17 protein-coding genes, 1 tRNA gene and 1 pseudogene are annotated in these 16,603 nt (G+C 62.3%); 7 read left to right on the plus strand and 12 right to left on the minus strand.

Going from position 1 to position 16,603, the window contains the following annotated elements; translation table 11 throughout:
* Nucleotides 1-47 precede the first annotated feature (47 nt).
* The 3 genes from infA to aat all read right to left on the minus strand — a co-directional run bounded on the left by infA (nucleotide 48) and on the right by aat (nucleotide 1,812).
* Nucleotides 48-266, minus strand: coding sequence for a translation initiation factor IF-1 (infA, locus tag LVS58_RS16135; RefSeq protein ID WP_002553999.1), 219 nt, complete (start codon nucleotides 264-266; stop codon nucleotides 48-50).
* A 101-nt stretch (nucleotides 267-367) separates the two neighbouring features.
* Nucleotides 368-1,075 (minus strand): arginyltransferase, encoded by a 708-nt coding sequence (locus LVS58_RS16140; RefSeq protein ID WP_233691910.1) that lies wholly within the window; start codon nucleotides 1,073-1,075, stop codon nucleotides 368-370.
* A 56-nt stretch (nucleotides 1,076-1,131) separates the two neighbouring features.
* On the minus strand, nucleotides 1,132-1,812 hold the full coding sequence (gene aat / locus LVS58_RS16145) for a leucyl/phenylalanyl-tRNA--protein transferase (RefSeq protein WP_233691911.1): 681 nt from the start codon (nucleotides 1,810-1,812) through the stop codon (nucleotides 1,132-1,134).
* A gap of 407 nt (nucleotides 1,813-2,219) precedes the next feature.
* On the opposite strand from aat, the gene LVS58_RS16150 reads away from it, so the two are divergent.
* The 6 genes from LVS58_RS16150 to cysG all read left to right on the plus strand — a co-directional run bounded on the left by LVS58_RS16150 (nucleotide 2,220) and on the right by cysG (nucleotide 9,821).
* Nucleotides 2,220-4,724 carry a DNA translocase FtsK gene (locus LVS58_RS16150; RefSeq protein ID WP_233691912.1) on the plus strand — a complete coding sequence of 835 codons (2,505 nt, stop codon included), beginning with the start codon at nucleotides 2,220-2,222 and terminating at the stop codon, nucleotides 4,722-4,724.
* Between the two features lie 62 nt (nucleotides 4,725-4,786).
* Nucleotides 4,787-5,410: an outer membrane lipoprotein chaperone LolA gene (gene lolA / locus LVS58_RS16155; protein WP_003251209.1), complete on the plus strand. Its 624-nt coding sequence runs from the start codon at nucleotides 4,787-4,789 to the stop codon at nucleotides 5,408-5,410.
* 12 nt (nucleotides 5,411-5,422) lie between these two features.
* Entirely contained in the window at nucleotides 5,423-6,748 is a 1,326-nt protein-coding gene (locus LVS58_RS16160; RefSeq protein WP_010954809.1) for a replication-associated recombination protein A, read from the plus strand.
* Nucleotides 6,745-7,119, plus strand: coding sequence for a fluoride efflux transporter CrcB (crcB, locus tag LVS58_RS16165; RefSeq protein WP_233691913.1), 375 nt, complete (start codon nucleotides 6,745-6,747; stop codon nucleotides 7,117-7,119). Before LVS58_RS16160 ends, crcB begins: the two co-directional genes overlap by 4 nt.
* A gap of 29 nt (nucleotides 7,120-7,148) precedes the next feature.
* Nucleotides 7,149-8,429 carry a serine--tRNA ligase gene (gene serS, locus LVS58_RS16170; RefSeq protein ID WP_233691914.1) on the plus strand — a complete coding sequence of 427 codons (1,281 nt, stop codon included), beginning with the start codon at nucleotides 7,149-7,151 and terminating at the stop codon, nucleotides 8,427-8,429.
* Complete coding sequence (cysG, locus tag LVS58_RS16175; RefSeq protein WP_233691915.1) at nucleotides 8,430-9,821, plus strand: siroheme synthase CysG; 1,392 nt, start codon at nucleotides 8,430-8,432, stop codon at nucleotides 9,819-9,821.
* Between the two features lie 102 nt (nucleotides 9,822-9,923).
* On the opposite strand, the gene LVS58_RS16180 is transcribed toward cysG, so the two are convergent.
* The 8 genes from LVS58_RS16180 to LVS58_RS16215 form a co-directional block, all read right to left on the minus strand.
* Nucleotides 9,924-10,883: a glutathione S-transferase family protein gene (locus LVS58_RS16180; protein WP_233691916.1), complete on the minus strand. Its 960-nt coding sequence runs from the start codon at nucleotides 10,881-10,883 to the stop codon at nucleotides 9,924-9,926.
* Nucleotides 10,884-10,978: 95 nt separating this feature from the next.
* A complete protein-coding gene (locus tag LVS58_RS16185; protein WP_233691917.1) occupies nucleotides 10,979-11,980 on the minus strand; it encodes a glycosyl transferase family protein in 1,002 nt (333 codons plus the stop codon).
* Entirely contained in the window at nucleotides 11,977-12,312 is a 336-nt protein-coding gene (locus LVS58_RS16190) for a TusE/DsrC/DsvC family sulfur relay protein (protein WP_233691918.1), read from the minus strand. The genes LVS58_RS16185 and LVS58_RS16190 overlap by 4 nt, the downstream gene beginning before the upstream one ends.
* The gene (gene tusB, locus LVS58_RS16195; protein ID WP_233691919.1) at nucleotides 12,309-12,605 is read right to left on the minus strand and encodes a sulfurtransferase complex subunit TusB; all 297 of its coding nucleotides are present in this window, start codon (nucleotides 12,603-12,605) and stop codon (nucleotides 12,309-12,311) included. The genes LVS58_RS16190 and tusB overlap by 4 nt, the downstream gene beginning before the upstream one ends.
* Complete coding sequence (tusC, locus tag LVS58_RS16200) at nucleotides 12,605-12,964, minus strand: sulfurtransferase complex subunit TusC (protein WP_233691920.1); 360 nt, start codon at nucleotides 12,962-12,964, stop codon at nucleotides 12,605-12,607. Before tusC ends, tusB begins: the two co-directional genes overlap by 1 nt.
* A 1-nt stretch (nucleotide 12,965) precedes the next feature.
* Nucleotides 12,966-13,358 (minus strand): sulfurtransferase complex subunit TusD, encoded by a 393-nt coding sequence (gene tusD / locus LVS58_RS16205; protein ID WP_021782165.1) that lies wholly within the window; start codon nucleotides 13,356-13,358, stop codon nucleotides 12,966-12,968.
* Between the two features lie 95 nt (nucleotides 13,359-13,453).
* Entirely contained in the window at nucleotides 13,454-14,833 is a 1,380-nt protein-coding gene (locus LVS58_RS16210) for a nucleobase:cation symporter-2 family protein (RefSeq protein ID WP_233691921.1), read from the minus strand.
* Between the two features lie 394 nt (nucleotides 14,834-15,227).
* Nucleotides 15,228-15,899: a Bax inhibitor-1/YccA family protein gene (locus tag LVS58_RS16215; RefSeq protein WP_003251184.1), complete on the minus strand. Its 672-nt coding sequence runs from the start codon at nucleotides 15,897-15,899 to the stop codon at nucleotides 15,228-15,230.
* A 133-nt stretch (nucleotides 15,900-16,032) separates the two neighbouring features.
* On the opposite strand from LVS58_RS16215, the gene LVS58_RS16220 reads away from it, so the two are divergent.
* Nucleotides 16,033-16,120 (plus strand) — tRNA-Ser (locus LVS58_RS16220).
* 115 nt (nucleotides 16,121-16,235) lie between these two features.
* Here LVS58_RS16220 and LVS58_RS16225 read toward each other — a convergent pair.
* A pseudogene (locus tag LVS58_RS16225) lies at nucleotides 16,236-16,460 on the minus strand (transposase domain-containing protein); the annotation flags it as partial.
* Nucleotides 16,461-16,603 lie beyond the last annotated feature (143 nt).

Below are 16,603 nucleotides of genomic sequence, written 5' to 3' on the forward strand. Positions count from 1 at the left end.
GACACAAAAAAGCCCGGCACCTGGCCGGGCTTTTTCATGGCTTGAGTTTAGCGCGCACGGTAGGTGATGCGGCCCTTGCTCAGGTCGTACGGCGTCAGTTCGACGCGGACCTTGTCGCCAGTGAGAATACGGATGTAGTTCTTGCGCATCTTTCCGGAGATGTGCGCGGTTACGACGTGCCCGTTTTCCAACTCCACGCGGAACATGGTGTTGGGCAGGGTGTCGACGACAGTACCTTCCATTTCGAAGCTGTCTTCTTTCGACATGCAGTTGAGCCCTCGGATCCAGTGTTAGCCCGACGCATATCCGCACCGGGCAAAAAAGTGGCGTGGATTATGCCGGAAAACTGCGTGTCAAGCCAATGCTTTCAGTTGAGGGTGACCCAGCGCTGGTTTATCAGCAACTCTATAGGTCGGTACTGCGTCTTGTAGTTCATCTTCTTGCAGTTCTTGATCCAGTAGCCCAGGTAAACCGCCTCCAGGTCCTGTCGCAGCGCTTCGGTGATCTGCCAGAGAATGGCGAAACGGCCAAGGCTGCGGCGTTCCTCGTCAGGCTCGTAGAAGGTGTACACCGCTGACAGGCCATTGGGCAGCAGATCGCACACTGCCACCGCCATCAATCGGCCTTGCAGGCGAAACTCGTAGAACCAGCAGAACGGCAGGTCGCGTACCAGGAAGGTGGAAAACTGATCGCGGCTGGGCGGGTACATGTCGCCGTCGGCGTGGCGAGTTTCGATATAGCGCCGGTACAGTTCGAAGTACTCTTCCTTGAACGCCGGGCGCGCTGCGGTTACGGTCAGGTCGGCGTTACGCTTGAGAATGCGACGCTGCTGGCGGTTGGGGATGAAGCGCGCCGCTGGGATGCGCGCCGGCACGCAGGCGTTGCAGTGCTGGCAGTGCGGGCGGTACAGGTGGTCGCCACTGCGGCGAAAGCCCATTTCCGACAAATCGGCGTACACGTGTACGTCCATCGGCTGGCTGGGGTCGAGGAACAGCGTGGTTGCCTGCTCCTCCGGCAGGTAGCTGCAGGAGTGGGGCTGAGTGGCATAGAACTTCAACCGCGCCAGCTCTGTCATGATCAACCCCTTCGGTGAGACTTTGTTTTAAGTGTAAGCCAGCTACGGGAACTCGCCTAGGCAACCCATGAAGCGCTGTTGGGCTGGTCAAGGTGGCGTGCCAGGTAGCTGGCGAACTCGGCACGGCTGATGGCGTGGGCGCCCAGGCTGTGCAGGTGGTTGGTCGGCATCTGGCAGTCGATGAGCACGAAGCCGGCGTCTCGCAGGTGGTTGACCAAGGTCACGAAACCGACCTTGGAGGCGTTGTCGGCGCGGCTGAACATCGATTCGCCAAAGAACAGCTGGCCCATGGCCAGGCCGTACAGGCCCCCGACCAGTTCGCCGGCCTGGCGCACTTCGACCGAATGGGCGATGCCACGGCGGTGCAGTTCGCAGTAGGCGTTGCGCATGGTGTCGGTGATCCAGGTGCCGTCAGCGTAGTCGCGAGGCGCGGCGCAGGCGGCGATCACGGCCGGGAAGTCGGTGTCGAAGCTGACCTGGTAGCGGCCTTGGCGCATCAGCTTGGCCAGCGAGCGCGACACATGCAACTGGTCAGGCAACAACACCGTGCGCGGGTCAGGCGACCACCACAGGATCGGTTGGCCGTCCTGGTACCACGGGAAGCAGCCATGGCGATACGCCTGCACCAGGCGCTCGGGGCTCAGGTCGCCGCCGGCGGCCAGTAGGCCGTTGGGGTCGTGCAGCGCCTTTTCCAGGGGCGGGAAAGTCAGCGAGTCGCGGGTCAGCCAGGTGAGCATGGTCTATCGTGCGGTGGGGGAGGGGAGAGGGCAGCATGGCTTGGGTGAAAAGCGGGGTCAATCTCTTTGGCTGCCTCAATGCCAGCGCGGTACCCTGCACAGCGCTGCCCCTACAGGGAGGGCAGCCCGTCTTGCAGCAATTCAGGGCAATTTCCTACACATTCATCCCACCGCAGGCACCATCCGCTACATTTGCTGTCACACCTGTGCAAAAACACAGCATAAGCCTTTGTCACAAAAGAAAATGCATGCTCAAATTGCAGCTATATGAATTCGCCCCCGGCCAAACCCCCATACGGCGTGCCGCCATGGCGGCTGGCGGGCAGTAATGTTAAAAGTAGTGGTTCGTTGGTCGCGCAGCGGCCGATCACTATTGGACGCGCACCACGCGCAGGAATAGACGCGTTTTGAAGAAATCCACCGCAACTCCAGCTCCATTGCCTGTGCCACTGTGGCGGCAGCAGCTGCATTATCGCCTCAAGGAAGGTGCGTTGATCGCTGTCGGCGCCCTGTGCCTGTACCTGTGGATGGCGCTGCTGACCTACGATACGTCGGACCCGGGCTTCAGCCACACCAGCAACGTCGACCAGGTGCAGAATGCGGCCGGGCGCGCCGGTGCCTACTTCGCCGACATCCTGTTCATGGTGCTGGGTTACTTCGCCTATATCTTCCCGCTGCTGCTGGCGGTCAAGACCTGGCAGATTTTCCGCGAGCGCCACCAGCCGTGGGACTGGAGCGGCTGGCTGTTCTCCTGGCGGCTGATTGGCCTGGTGTTCCTGGTGTTGTCGGGGGCGGCGCTGGCGCATATCCACTTCCACCCGCCCGCCAGCCTGCCGTTTTCCGCCGGTGGTGCACTGGGCGAAAGCCTGGGCGACCTGGCGCGCAACCTGCTGAACGTGCAGGGCAGCACGCTGATGTTCATTGCCCTGTTCCTGTTTGGCCTTACCGTGTTCACCGACCTGTCGTGGTTCAAGGTGATGGACCTGACCGGCAAGATCACCCTTGACCTGTTCGAACTGGTGCAAGGGGCGGCCACCCGCTGGTGGGAAGCGCGCAACGAGCGCAAGCGCCTTGAGGCTCAGCTGCGCGAGGACGAACCGGTGATAAAGGCCGCGCCGATGGCCGCCGAGAAGCGCGAACCGGCCAAGCCGGCGCTGCGTGAACGTATCTTCAAGCGTGAAGAGGCACCTGCCCCGGTCGCCGAGCCACGTGAACCGACGCTGGGCCGCGACCCGGTCGCGCCGCGCGAGCCAACCCTCGCCCGCGAGCCGGTCGTTTCACGCGAGCCGGTAGTACCGCGTGCGCAGCCCGCCACCCCGACGATCGTGCCGCCGTCAGCCGACAAGGCGCCGGAGCCGAGCAAGCGGGCGATGAAGGAAAAGCAGGCGCCGCTGTTCATCGACAGCGCCGTGGAAGGCACCTTGCCCTCGATTTCCATCCTCGATCCGGCCGAACAGAAGAAGATCGAGTATTCGCCAGAGTCCCTGGCCGGTGTCGGCCAGTTGCTGGAAATCAAGCTCAAGGAATTCGGTGTGGAAGTGGCGGTGGATTCGATCCACCCCGGCCCGGTGATTACCCGTTATGAAATCCAGCCGGCCGCCGGCGTGAAGGTCAGCCGCATCGCCAACCTGGCCAAGGACCTGGCGCGTTCGCTCGCCGTGACCAGTGTGCGAGTGGTCGAGGTCATCCCTGGCAAGACCACAGTGGGTATCGAGATACCCAATGAAAACCGCCAGATGGTGCGCTTCTCCGAAGTGCTGGCCACGCCGCAGTACGACGAGCAGAAATCGCCCGTCACGCTGGCGCTGGGCCACGACATTGGCGGCAAGCCGGTGATCACCGACCTGGCCAAGATGCCGCACCTGTTGGTAGCCGGTACTACCGGCTCCGGTAAGTCGGTGGGGGTGAACGCGATGATTTTGTCGATCCTGTTCAAGTCCAGCCCGGAAGACGCGCGGCTGATCATGATCGACCCGAAAATGCTTGAACTGTCGATCTACGAAGGCATCCCGCACCTGCTGTGCCCGGTGGTCACCGACATGAAGGACGCCGCCAACGCCCTGCGCTGGAGCGTGGCCGAGATGGAGCGGCGCTACAAACTGATGGCGGCCATGGGCGTGCGTAACCTGGCCGGTTTCAACCGCAAGATCAAGGACGCCCAGGAAGCTGGCGAAATCATCCATGACCCGCTGTATCGCCGTGAGAGCATGGACGATGAGCCGCCAGCGCTGAAAACCCTGCCAACCATCGTGGTGGTGGTGGACGAATTTGCCGACATGATGATGATCGTCGGCAAGAAGGTCGAAGAGCTGATCGCCCGTATCGCGCAGAAGGCACGGGCGGCCGGTATTCACCTGATTCTCGCCACCCAGCGACCGTCGGTGGACGTGATCACCGGCCTGATCAAGGCCAACATCCCGACCCGTATGGCGTTCCAGGTGTCGAGCAAGATCGACTCGCGTACCATCATCGACCAGGGCGGTGCCGAACAGCTGCTGGGCCATGGCGACATGCTGTACATGCCGCCGGGCACCAGCCTGCCGATCCGGGTGCACGGAGCATTCGTGTCCGACGATGAAGTGCACCGTACGGTCGAGGCGTGGAAGCTGCGTGGCGCCCCGGACTACAACGACGACATCCTCAACGGCGTCGAAGAGGCCGGTAGCGGCTTTGACGGCGGCGGCGGTGGTGGCGAAGGTGACGATGCCGAAACCGATGCCCTGTATGATGAAGCGGTGCAATTCGTGCTTGAAAGCCGTCGCGCCTCCATTTCTGCCGTGCAACGCAAGCTGAAGATCGGCTACAACCGTGCCGCGCGCATGATCGAGTCGATGGAAATGGCCGGCGTTGTCACCCCGATGAACAGCAACGGCTCGCGGGAAGTGATAGCCCCGGGCGGCCCGCGCGACTGATGAACACCCTGCCGGGCGCCAACGGTGGCGCCCGGCCTTTTCAACGCTCAATGAGGATTCCCATGCGCGCGATTCGCATGCTGTTGGTTTCTGCCCTGACCCTGGGCTCGGTTACTGCTTATGCCGGTGAGCAAGACGTACAACGCCTGACCCAGTTGCTGGAAAAGTCGCAGACCATCGAGGCCAACTTCTCCCAGCTGACCCTGGGCGCCGATGGCACCAGCCTGCAGGAAACCTCGGGCAAGATGACGGTCAAGCGCCCGGGCCTGTTCTACTGGCACACCGATGCGCCGCAGGAGCAGGTGGTGGTGTCGGACGGCAAGAACGTCACCCTGTGGGACCCGGACCTGGAACAGGCCACCATCAAGAAGCTGGACGTGCGCCTGAACCAGACCCCGGCGTTGCTGCTGTCGGGTGATGTGTCGAAGATCAGCCAGAGCTTCGACATCGCCTCGAAAGAGCAGGGTGAGGTGATGGACTTCACCCTCAAGCCAAAGACCAAGGACACGTTGTTCGACTCGCTGCGCGTGTCGTTCCGCAAAGGCCTGATCAATGACATGCAACTGATCGACAGCGTCGGCCAGCGCACCAACATCCTGTTCAATGGCGTCAAGGCCAACCAGGCGGTGCCGGACAGCAAGTTCAAGTTCGACATCCCCAAGGGCGCGGACGTGATCAAGGAGTAACCAGAGCTCGCCATGGACCTGTTTCGAAGCGAACCCGTCGCCCAGCCCCTGGCCGCCCGCCTGCGCCCGTCCAGCCTGGATGAGTACGTCGGCCAGGAGCACCTGCTGGCGCGCGGTAAACCGCTGCGCGAAGCGCTGGAACAAGGTGCGCTGCACTCGATGATTTTCTGGGGGCCGCCCGGGGTCGGTAAGACCACGCTGGCGCGGTTGCTGGCGCAGTTCTGCGATGCGCACTTCGAAACGGTGTCGGCGGTGCTGGCCGGGGTGAAAGAGATCCGCCAGGCGGTGGAGGTGGCCAAACAGCAGGCTGGCCAGTATGGCCGTCGTACCATCCTGTTCGTTGACGAAGTGCACCGCTTCAACAAGTCGCAGCAGGACGCCTTTTTGCCCTATGTCGAGGACGGCACCCTGCTGTTCATCGGCGCCACCACCGAAAACCCGTCGTTCGAGCTGAACAACGCGCTGCTGTCACGGGCGCGGGTGTATGTGCTCAAGAGCCTGGACGAAGCGGCCTTGCGCAAGCTGGTCAACCGTGCGCTGACGGAAGAGCGTGGGCTGGGCAAGCGCAACCTGCGGGTGGGCGACGACGCCTTCAAGATGCTGATGGCGGCCGCCGACGGCGATGGCCGGCGCATGCTCAACTTCCTTGAGAACGCCTCGGACCTGGCTGAAGACGGCAGCGAGATCGACGTCGAAATGCTACAGAGCCTGCTGGGTGACAGTCGCCGCCGCTTCGACAAGGGCGGCGAGGCGTTTTACGACCAGATATCCGCACTGCACAAGTCGGTGCGCGGCTCCAACCCCGATGGCGCCTTGTACTGGTTTGCACGCATGCTCGACGGCGGCTGCGATCCGCTGTACATCGCCCGCCGCGTGGTGCGCATGGCCAGCGAGGACATCGGCAACGCCGACCCGCGCGCGCTTAGCCTGTGCCTGGCAGCCTGGGATGTGCAGGAGCGCCTCGGCAGCCCCGAGGGCGAGTTGGCGGTGGCACAGGCCATCACCTACCTGGCCTGCGCACCCAAGAGCAACGCGGTGTACGTGGGGTTCAAGACCGCCCTGCGTGAAGCGGCCGAGCATGGTTCGCTGGAGGTGCCGTTGCACCTGCGCAATGCCCCGACCAAGCTGATGAAGCAGCTGGGCTATGGTGACGAGTACCGCTATGCCCACGATGAACCTGACGCCTACGCCGCCGGTGAGGATTACTTCCCTGACGAGCTGGAGCCGCGCCAGTACTATCAGCCGGTGCCCCGTGGCCTGGAACTGAAAATTGGCGAGAAGCTGCGCCATCTGGCCGACCTCGACCGCAACAGCCCCCGCCAGCGGAGAAAACCGTGATTGCACTCATCGCCGCGGTCAGCGCGGGTGGTATTGCCGGTACCTTGTTGCGCTTTGCTACCACCAACTGGGTAGCGGCCCACTGGCCACGGCACTTCTATGCCGGTACGCTGGCGGTCAACCTGGTTGGCTGCCTGCTGATCGGCTTGCTCTATGGCTTGTTCTTGCACAAGCCGCTGGCGCCGGTCGAATTGCGCGCCGGCCTGATTGTCGGCTTCCTCGGTGGCCTGACGACCTTTTCCTCCTTCTCGCTCGATACCGTGCGCCTGATGGAAAGTGGGCAAGTGCCCCTTGCCTTGGGCTATACCAGTATCAGCGTGTTGGGCGGGCTGCTCGCAACCTGGGCTGGCCTGTCCCTGACCCGATTCTGAACCAACACCTCACATAACGAGAGAACGATATGCTCGATTCCAAACTGTTACGCGGCCAACTTCAGGAAGTGGCGGATCGCCTGGCCTCCCGTGGCTTCAGCCTGGATGTCGCGCGCATCGAATCACTGGAAGAGCGCCGCAAGGCGGTGCAGACCCGCACCGAACAGCTGCAGGCTGAGCGTAACGCCCGTTCCAAGTCCATCGGCCAGGCCAAGGCCAAGGGTGAAGACATCGCCCCGCTGATGGCTGACGTCGAGCGCATGGCCAACGAGCTGGCTGCCGGCAAGGCTGAGCTGGACACCATTCAGGCCGAGCTGGATGGCATCCTGCTGACCATTCCCAACCTGCCGGACGCCAGCGTGCCGGTCGGTGCCAGCGAAGACGACAACGTCGAAGTGCGCCGTTGGGGCTCGCCGAAGGCGTTCGACTTCGACATCAAGGACCATGTTGCCCTGGGCGAAATCAGCGGTGGCCTGGACTTCGAAGCGGCTGCCAAGCTGTCCGGCGCCCGTTTTGCTGTGCTGCGTGGTCCGATTGCCCGCCTGCACCGCGCCCTGGCGCAGTTCATGATCAACCTGCACACCGGCGAACATGGCTACGAGGAACACTACACCCCGTACATGGTGCAGGCCCCGGCGCTGCAGGGCACTGGCCAGTTGCCGAAGTTCGAGGAAGACCTGTTCAAGATCACCCGTGAAGGGGAGGCTGACTTCTACCTGATCCCGACCGCCGAAGTGTCGCTGACCAACCTGGTGGCGGGTGAAATCCTCGACGCTAAGCAGCTGCCGCTGAAACTGGTTGCCCACACCCCATGCTTCCGCAGCGAAGCCGGCGCTTCTGGCCGTGACACCCGCGGCATGATTCGCCAGCACCAGTTCGACAAAGTCGAGATGGTGCAGGTGGTAGAGCCGGCCAAGTCGATGGAAGCCCTGGAGGGCCTGACCGCCAACGCCGAGCGCGTGCTGCAGTTGCTGGAACTGCCATACCGCGTGCTGGCCCTGTGCACTGGCGACATGGGCTTTGGTGCGGTGAAGACCTACGACCTGGAAGTGTGGGTACCAAGCCAGGACAAATACCGCGAAATCAGCTCGTGTTCCAACTGTGGTGACTTCCAGGCGCGCCGCATGCAGGCTCGCTGGCGCAACCCGGAAACCGGCAAGCCAGAGCTGGTACACACGCTCAACGGCTCCGGTCTGGCCGTAGGCCGTACCCTGGTTGCTGTGCTTGAGAACTACCAGCAGGCCGACGGGTCGATCCTGGTGCCGGAAGTGCTGAAGCCTTACATGGGCGGCGTCGAGGTCATCCGCTAAATGGATTACCTGCCGCTGTTCCACAAGCTGCAGGGCGGCCGCGTGCTGGTCGTCGGTGGCGGTGAGATCGCCTTGCGCAAGGCGCGCCTGCTGGCCGATGCCGGCGGTGTGCTGCGCGTGGTGGCGCCGGACGTCGATGGGCAGTTGGCGGCGTTGGCCCGGGAAGGTGGCGGTGAGGTGCTGGTGCGTGGCTATCAGGCAGCCGACCTGGTCGGTTGCCGGCTGGTGATCGCGGCCACCGACGACCCTGGGCTGAATGCCCAGGTGTCGGCCGATGCGCAGGCCCTTAGTCTGCCGGTCAATGTGGTGGATGCGCCGGCCCTGTGCACCGTTATCTTCCCGGCGATCGTCGACCGCTCGCCGCTGGTTATTGCTGTGTCCAGCGGCGGTGATGCCCCGGTACTGGCGCGCCTGATTCGAGCCAAGCTCGAGGCATGGATCCCATCGGCCTATGGTGAGCTGGCAGGGCTGGCGGCACGCTTCCGGCACAAGGTCAAATCCCTGTACCCGGACGTCAACCAGCGTCGCGGCTTCTGGGAAACCGTATTCCAGGGGCCGATCGCCGAGCGTCAGCTGGCCGGGCAGGGGGCTGAAGCCGAACGCCTGTTGCAGGCCATGGTAGACGGCGCACCGGTGCAGCAGGGCGGTGAGGTGTACTTGGTTGGTGCAGGCCCGGGTGATCCGGACTTGCTCACCTTCCGTGCCTTGCGCCTGATGCAGCAGGCCGACGTGGTGCTGTACGACCGCCTGGTTGCACCCGCCATCATCGATATGTGTCGTCGTGATGCCGAGCGTATCTACGTAGGCAAGCGCCGTGCTGATCATTCAGTGCCGCAGGACCAGATCAACCGCCTGTTGGTCGATCTGGCTCGGCAGGGTAAGCGGGTGCTGCGCCTTAAGGGTGGCGACCCGTTCATCTTCGGCCGGGGCGGCGAAGAGATCGAAGAGCTGGCCGAGCATGGCATTCCGTTCCAGGTGGTGCCCGGCATTACTGCGGCCAGCGGCTGTTCGGCGTATGGCGGCATTCCGCTGACTCACCGCGACTATGCCCAGTCGGTGCGCTTCGTCACCGGGCACCTCAAGGATGGCACCAGTAACCTGCCGTGGAATGACCTGGTGGCGCCGGCGCAGACCTTGGTGTTCTACATGGGGTTGGTGGGCTTGCCGACCATTTGTGCCGAGCTGATTCGCCACGGGCGTGCCGCCAGTACCCCGGCGGCGTTGGTGCAGCAGGGGACTACGCGTAATCAGCGCGTGTTCACCGGCACCTTGGCGAACTTGCCAGACCTGGTGGCCCAGCACGAGGTGCATGCGCCGACCCTGGTGATTGTGGGGGAGGTGGTGCAGTTGCGTGACAAGCTGGCTTGGTTCGAAGGTTCGCAGAACAGCTGAAATCGTTGGGGCCGCTTTTTGGCCCATCGCACATGCCCCAGGCATCGCAAGGTCCTTGTGGAGACTTATGTCGCGATGGGCTGCAAAGCAGCCTCGGCTTTCTCAAGCCTGCCAAATCCCTTTGCCCACCAACCGCTCTCGATCATGCGGCAAGCCAAAGTCCTGCAAAGGCCCTTTGGGCACAATCCCGTTCGGGTTGATGGTCTTGTGGCTCATGTAATAGTGCTTCTGGATATGCTCCATGTTCACCGTACCCGCCACCCCTGGCCACTGGTACAGCTCACGCAGCCAGTTCGACAGGTTGTGGTAGTCGCTCAGGCGGCGCAGGTTGCACTTGAAGTGCCCGTGGTACACCGCATCGAAGCGCACCAGTGTAGTGAACAGGCGTACATCGGCCTCGGTCAGGTACTCACCCGCCAGGTAGCGATTGCGGCCTAGCAAGGCTTCCAGGTAATCCAGCTCGTTGAACACCTCGTCAAAGGCAGCCTCGTAGGCGTCTTGCGTGGTGGCAAAGCCTGCGCGGTACACTCCGTTGTTCACCGCTGGGTAGATACGCTCGTTCAGTGCGTCGATGCTCGGGCGCAGCGATTCGGGGTAAAGGTCCAGGGTGTTGCCGGTCAGCTCGTTGAACGCGCTGTTGAAAATGCGGATGATTTCTGCCGACTCATTGTTGACGATGCGCTTCTCTTGCTTGTCCCACAGCACAGGCACCGTCACGCGCCCTGTGTAGTGCGGGTCATCCTGGGTGTAGCGCTGGTGCAGGTACTGCAGGGCGTCGAGGTGGTCCCCGCTGGAGCCTTGCTGCTGATCGAAAGTCCAGCCATGGTCCTGCATCAGCCAGCTGACCACCGAAAAGTCGATCAAAGGCTCCAGGCCTTTCAGCGCGCGAAAGATCAGGGTGCGGTGGGCCCATGGGCAGGCCAGCGACACGTACAGGTGGTAGCGGCCGGCCTCGGGGGCGGGCAGCTGATTGCGGCGCTGGGCATTCTCCCGCTTGAACGTGCCGTCCTTGCCGTTTTCATACCACTGGTCGTGCCAGCGGCCGTCGATCAATAGGCCCATGGTGAGCTCCTGAAACAAAATTTGTTTGTCGTTGGAGCCCAGTCTAGGCCAAATCGTTCGAAGGAATAGCGCAAAGATCGGGGTACTATTATCGGCTAAATCGATCTTTTTCGAGTGTCCCAATAGCCCTGCGCTACAGCGAATGCCTGCTCACGGTGTTGCCCAATACCACGCAGGGCCAGGGCCATGGTCGCAATCACTGCCTTCTCGCCATAGCTGTCTTCCACTTCGCCACGCCAGAATGCCAGCAAGTGCTCTGCCTGTAGGCTGGGCGGCTTGACATGGCGGCGCTCGCTCAACGCTGGCCACTCTTCATCCCACGCCTCACCCGCCGTGGTGCCGTAAAGATGGCTGATGACATCGGGATTGACCTCGATTTCGCCGCCATCACCCTTGATCACCACGGCATGGTCGCCCAGCAAGCGGCTGGCCTCGCGGTGCACAGCCTGGTAACCGGGGTGGAAGATGCTCTGCAACCCACAGCGAGCGCCCAGCGGGTTAAGCACGCGAGCCAACGAGTGGATGGGCGAGCGCAGGCCCAGGGTATTGCGCAGGTCGATCATGCGTTGCAGCTGCGGCGCCCAGTCGTGCAGCGGGAAGAATGCCAGCCGGTGCTGGTCCAGCGCGTTGCCGACGGCGGCCCAGTCGCGGCATAGCGGAATCTGCAGCAGGTCGAGCAGTTGCTCTGTATACATACGCCCGGCAGTGTGTGCGCCGCCGCCGTGCATCAGGATGCGCACGCCATTGTTGGCCAGGCACTGGGCGGCCAGCAGGTACCAGGGCAAGTGACGCTTCTTGCCAGCATAAGTGGGCCAGTCCAGGTCAACGGCGATGCGCGGCGCCTGTAAGTGGGCGCGCAGGGCCTCGGTGAAGCCGGCCAGCTCTTCGGCACTTTCTTCCTTGTGCCGCAGCAGCATGAGAAAGGCACCTAGCTGGGTATCTTCGACCTTGCCTTCCAGCAGCAGGGTCATGGCTGCTCGGGCTTCCTCACGGGTCAGGCCACGCGCGCCGCGCTTGCCTTTGCCGAGAATGCGCACGAATTCGGCGAACGGGTGTTCGGCGGGGGTTTCCAGAGTGAGTGGGCGAGGTTCGGTCATATGCAGTTGGTCGGCTTGGGCAGGCCCGCCAGCTTGGCGGCAAGTTTGGCGGGGGTGCCGTTGAACAGGCGGTTAAGGTGTGGGCTGTTGCCCTTTTCTGGGCCCAGCTTGAGTGCTGTGTACTTGATCAGCGGGCGGGTGGCCGGAGACAGCTGGTATTCCTGGTAGAACTGACGGAGCAGTTCGAGGATTTCCCAGTGGTCCGCCGTCAACGGGATACCCTCGCGCTTGGCCAGCGCCTCGGCGGCGACGTGGGACCAGTCTTGCAGGTCGACCAGGAAGCCATCCTTGTCCAGGGCGATCGCCTGATCGCCAACGGTGAGCGTATTCATAGCCAGCTGTTGACCTTATCGTATTGCAGCGACAGTTCGACGAACCCGGCGTAGTCCACGGCCTTTGCCAGGTCGTTGTCGACCGCGCGGGCCTGTACATCCTCGTCTAGGGCGAACAGGCGCTGGGCCAGGCCGGCGGCTTGCAGATGGCCGTGCGGCTCGCTGCCGCTGCGCAGGGCATACACGGCATCGCCGCACAGCAGCAGGGCATCTTCGGCACCGAGCAGGCGCAGGCAACTGGCCAGGCGCTCGTCGCCAAACGGGGAATGGGCAATGACATGCAGGGTCTTCATCAGAGCGTTATCACCTGGTCGAAACGGGCTATCAGCGCGGCCAGCGCTGCGCCATCGAGCACCTGCACCGGCAGCGCCAAGGTATCGGCTGCCAGACCACGGCGGGCCAGACTGTGGTTGCAGGCGAACAGTTCTTCTACACCGAACATCGGCAGCGCCTGCAGGTTGGCGGCCAGGTTCTTCTGTTGCACGGCGGCGGGTTGCTGGTCCGGCGCGAGCTGGAACACACCATCGTCGAGGAACAGCATGCCCAACGGCAGGTCGAACGCGCCGCCGGCCAGGGCGATGTCCAGCGCCTCGCGGGCAGAGGGGCCATTCCACGGTGCCTGGCGGCTGATGATCAACAAGGACTTGGCCATATCAGTCGCCTCCGAAGCAGACAAGGCGGTCGGCCACTTGCGCGGCCTCGTGCAGTTGGCCCAGGCCCGACAGTTCCCAGGGCTTGGGCAGATTCACGGCCGGGCGCTGGTAGCGGTTGGCCTCGGCTTCGTCGAGCACGCCACGGCGCAGGGCGGCGGCGATACACACCACGGCGTCCAGCTGATGGGCCTGTATGAACGTGCGCCACTGGCCAGCCACGTCCAGTTCGTCCTGGGGCGCGACGACGTTGGCCGAGGCACTGTGCACCCCGTCCTGATAGAAGAACAGCCGGGCAATCTCATGCCCGCCGGCCAGCACCGCCTCGGCGAAGCGCAGGGCGCGCCGCGAAGAGGGCGCGTGGGCCGGGGAGAACACCGCGATAGCGAATTTCATGGCTAACTCATGCAAAGGAATGGTGCCATGATAAAGCAAAAAAGCCCGCACCCGCTTGTGCAAGCAGGCGCGGGCTTTTCATTCAATCTTCAGGTTCAAGCCTGCTCCTTGCCCTCCGGCAAGAACCAGTTCAGCACTAGCGCACAAATCCCCCCGGTAGCCACACCCGACTCCAGCACATTGCGAATCGCCGCCGGCATGTGCGCCAGGAATTCCGGCACCTGTGCCACACCCAGCCCCAGCGCCAACGACACCGCAATAATCAGCAGCGCCCGACGGTCCAGCCGGGTGCTGGCCAGAATATTGATGCCCGACGCCGCAACCGCGCCAAACATGACCATCGCCGCGCCGCCCAGCACCGGCTCCGGCACGGCCTGAATCACCCCGGCAACACTCGGGAACAGCCCCAGCAACACCAGCATCACGGCAATCCACATACCAATATGACGGCTGGCGATACCGGTCAGCTGAATCACCCCGTTGTTCTGGGCAAAAATCGAGCTAGGGAAGGTGTTGAACAGACCGGCCAGCAGCGAGTTGGCACCGTTGACCAGCACGCCACCCTTGATCCGCTGCATCCACACCGGCCCTTCGACCGGCTGGCGCGACACCTTGCTGGTGGCGGTAACGTCACCGATGGCTTCCAGCGAAGTGACCAGGTAGATCACCAGCATCGGAATGAAAAGCGCCCACGAGAAGCCCAAGCCAAAGTGCAGTGGCGTCGGCACCTGGAACAGCGCGGCCTCGTGCATACCGGTAAAGTCCAGGCGGCCCAGAAAACCCGCCAGCGCATAGCCGACCGCCAGGGCGATGACGATGGCGCAACTGCGCATCCACACCACCGGGATACGGTTGAGAACGACGATGATCGCCAGTACCACGCCCGACATCAGCAGGTTTTCGCCGTTGGCAAAGGTGCCATTGGCCATGGCCCCAAAGCCACCGCCCATGCTGATCAGGCCGACCTTGGTCAGCGTCAGGCCGATCATCAGCACCACGATGCCAGTCACCAGCGGGGTGATCAGGCGTTTGACGAAGGGCAGGATGCGCGACACGCCCATCTCGACGAACGAGCCTGCGATGACCACACCAAAAATGGCCGCCATTACGCCCTCAACCGGCGTACCTTGCTTGACCATCAGCGCGCCGCCGGCAATCAGCGGGCCGACGAAGTTGAAGCTGGTGCCCTGAACGATCAGCAGCCCCGCGCCAAATGGGCCGAAACGTTTGCACTGGACGAAGGTGGCGATACCCGAGATCACCAGCGACATCGAAACGATCAAATTGGTATCACGCGCCGATACACCCAACGCCTGGCAGATCAGCAGGCCAGGGGTGACGATCGGCACGATGATCGCCAGCAGGTGCTGCAGGGCAGCCAGCAGGCCGATCAACAGCCGTGGCTTGTCCTCCAGACCAAGCACCAGTTCGTTGGCAGGCGCCGCTGCGCCTGGGCTGTGTTCGTGTGAGCTCATTGCTGAAAGCCGCCCCGGAAGAAAAAAGGAGCGCATTCTACGGGGTGATGATGGATAGGGGTAGAGGAAAGCAGGATCTCAGCATGATCGGCGACCATTTGCCTGATTATCTGACTTTTTGGTCAGTTATTGCGCTTGCCGGCATAATTGGCTCGAAACTGATGGAGGTTCTCTGTCTGCGGTCAAGCACTTCTGAGGTGTTCTACGCTCGTTTGTGTCAGGGCGGCAAGGCGCATGCCTTGGTTTTTGCGGTGATGCGTAGATCGAGCGCCGCGCGGGCGGCGCTCGATCTATCAGGCGCTGAACCTCTTCCGACGAACATCCCGCAGCCCAACCCCTTTCCTGGGCCAAAAAAAAGCCCGCCGAAGCGGGCTTCTTGCGGTACAGCAATCGATCAGTCATCACGCCCCATGATGCCAAACAACTGCAGCAGGCTGACAAACAGGTTGTAGATCGACACATACAGGCTGATGGTCGCCATGATGTAGTTACGCTCACCACCATGAATGATCGCGCTGGTCTGGAACAGGATGCAGACCGACGAGAACAGCACGAAGCCAGCGCTGATCGCCAGTTGCAGGCCGCTGATCTGGAAGAAGAAGCTGGCAACGACAGCACCCAGCAACACGAAGAAGCCAGCAGTGATGAAGCCGCTGAGGAAGCTCATGTCCTTGCGGGTGATCAGCACGTAGGCCGACAGACCACCAAACACCAGCGCAGTCATGGCAAACGCGGAGCTCACAACCTCGGCGCCACCGGCCATGCCCAGGTAACGGTTGAGGATCGGGCCGAGGATGAAGCCCATGAAACCGGTGAGCGCGAAGGTGGACACCAGGCCCCAGGCCGAATCACGCAGTTTGTTGGTAAGGAAGAACAGCCCGTAGAAGCCGATCAGCACCACGAACACGTTCGGGTAGCCGACGCGCATCTGCTGGGCAACGAAAGCCATGACACCGCTGAAGGCGAGAGTAAGCGCCAGCAGGCTGTACGTGTTGCGCAGGACCTTGCTGATCTCCTGCTGCTCGACCTGCTGGCCGTGGTGGACGGCGTAATCCTGTTCGCGCATGGCGAGACTCCTTGGTAAACCTGTGGTTTCGGACGTTCAGATGCTAGGAGTCTATCAGAGCTCCTGCAACCCGCGACACAGAGAGTTTGACAGCGTGTTTCATTAAGGTATTATGGCGGCCGCAAAACAAGCTGGAAGCGTGGCCGAGTGGTTTAAGGCAACGGTCTTGAAAACCGTCGATGGGCAACTATCCTAGAGTTCGAATCTCTACGCTTCCGCCATATTCAAAGCCCTGATTATTCAGGGCTTTTTGCGTTTTTGGGGTAACCGATCCCACAATCCCCACCTGCCGCGTGGCCACGGCTTGGTTTATCGTGGCTCCTCCGATCTGCACTTCTACGGCAATAGCGATTCGTAATCCTCAACCTTCGCGGTATGCGGCAAGTCCTCCAGTGCGTGGCGAAGCCATGCATAGGGTTTTTGGCCGTTGGCTTTGGTGGCTTCAACCAAGCTCTACAATTGTGCGCTGGCCGCAGCGCCTTTTGGCGTGCAACTGAACAAGCACTTCTTTCTGCCGATCACGAACGGGCGGATGGCGCGTTCGGCAGCATTGTTATCCATTGAAAAAGCAGCCTTCCTCCGCGCACCTTTCAACTCTCGCTCAACTGCGAACGACTGCTCGCGACCGCAAGGTGTCACGGGGCAGGGCAACTGAACAAGGGCGTTCCCCGTCGAGTATTTACATTCAGTACGTATGATAATAA

This window comes from Pseudomonas sp. JR33AA, assembly GCF_021378985.1.
In the GTDB taxonomy this organism is placed as follows: domain Bacteria; phylum Pseudomonadota; class Gammaproteobacteria; order Pseudomonadales; family Pseudomonadaceae; genus Aquipseudomonas; species Aquipseudomonas alloputida.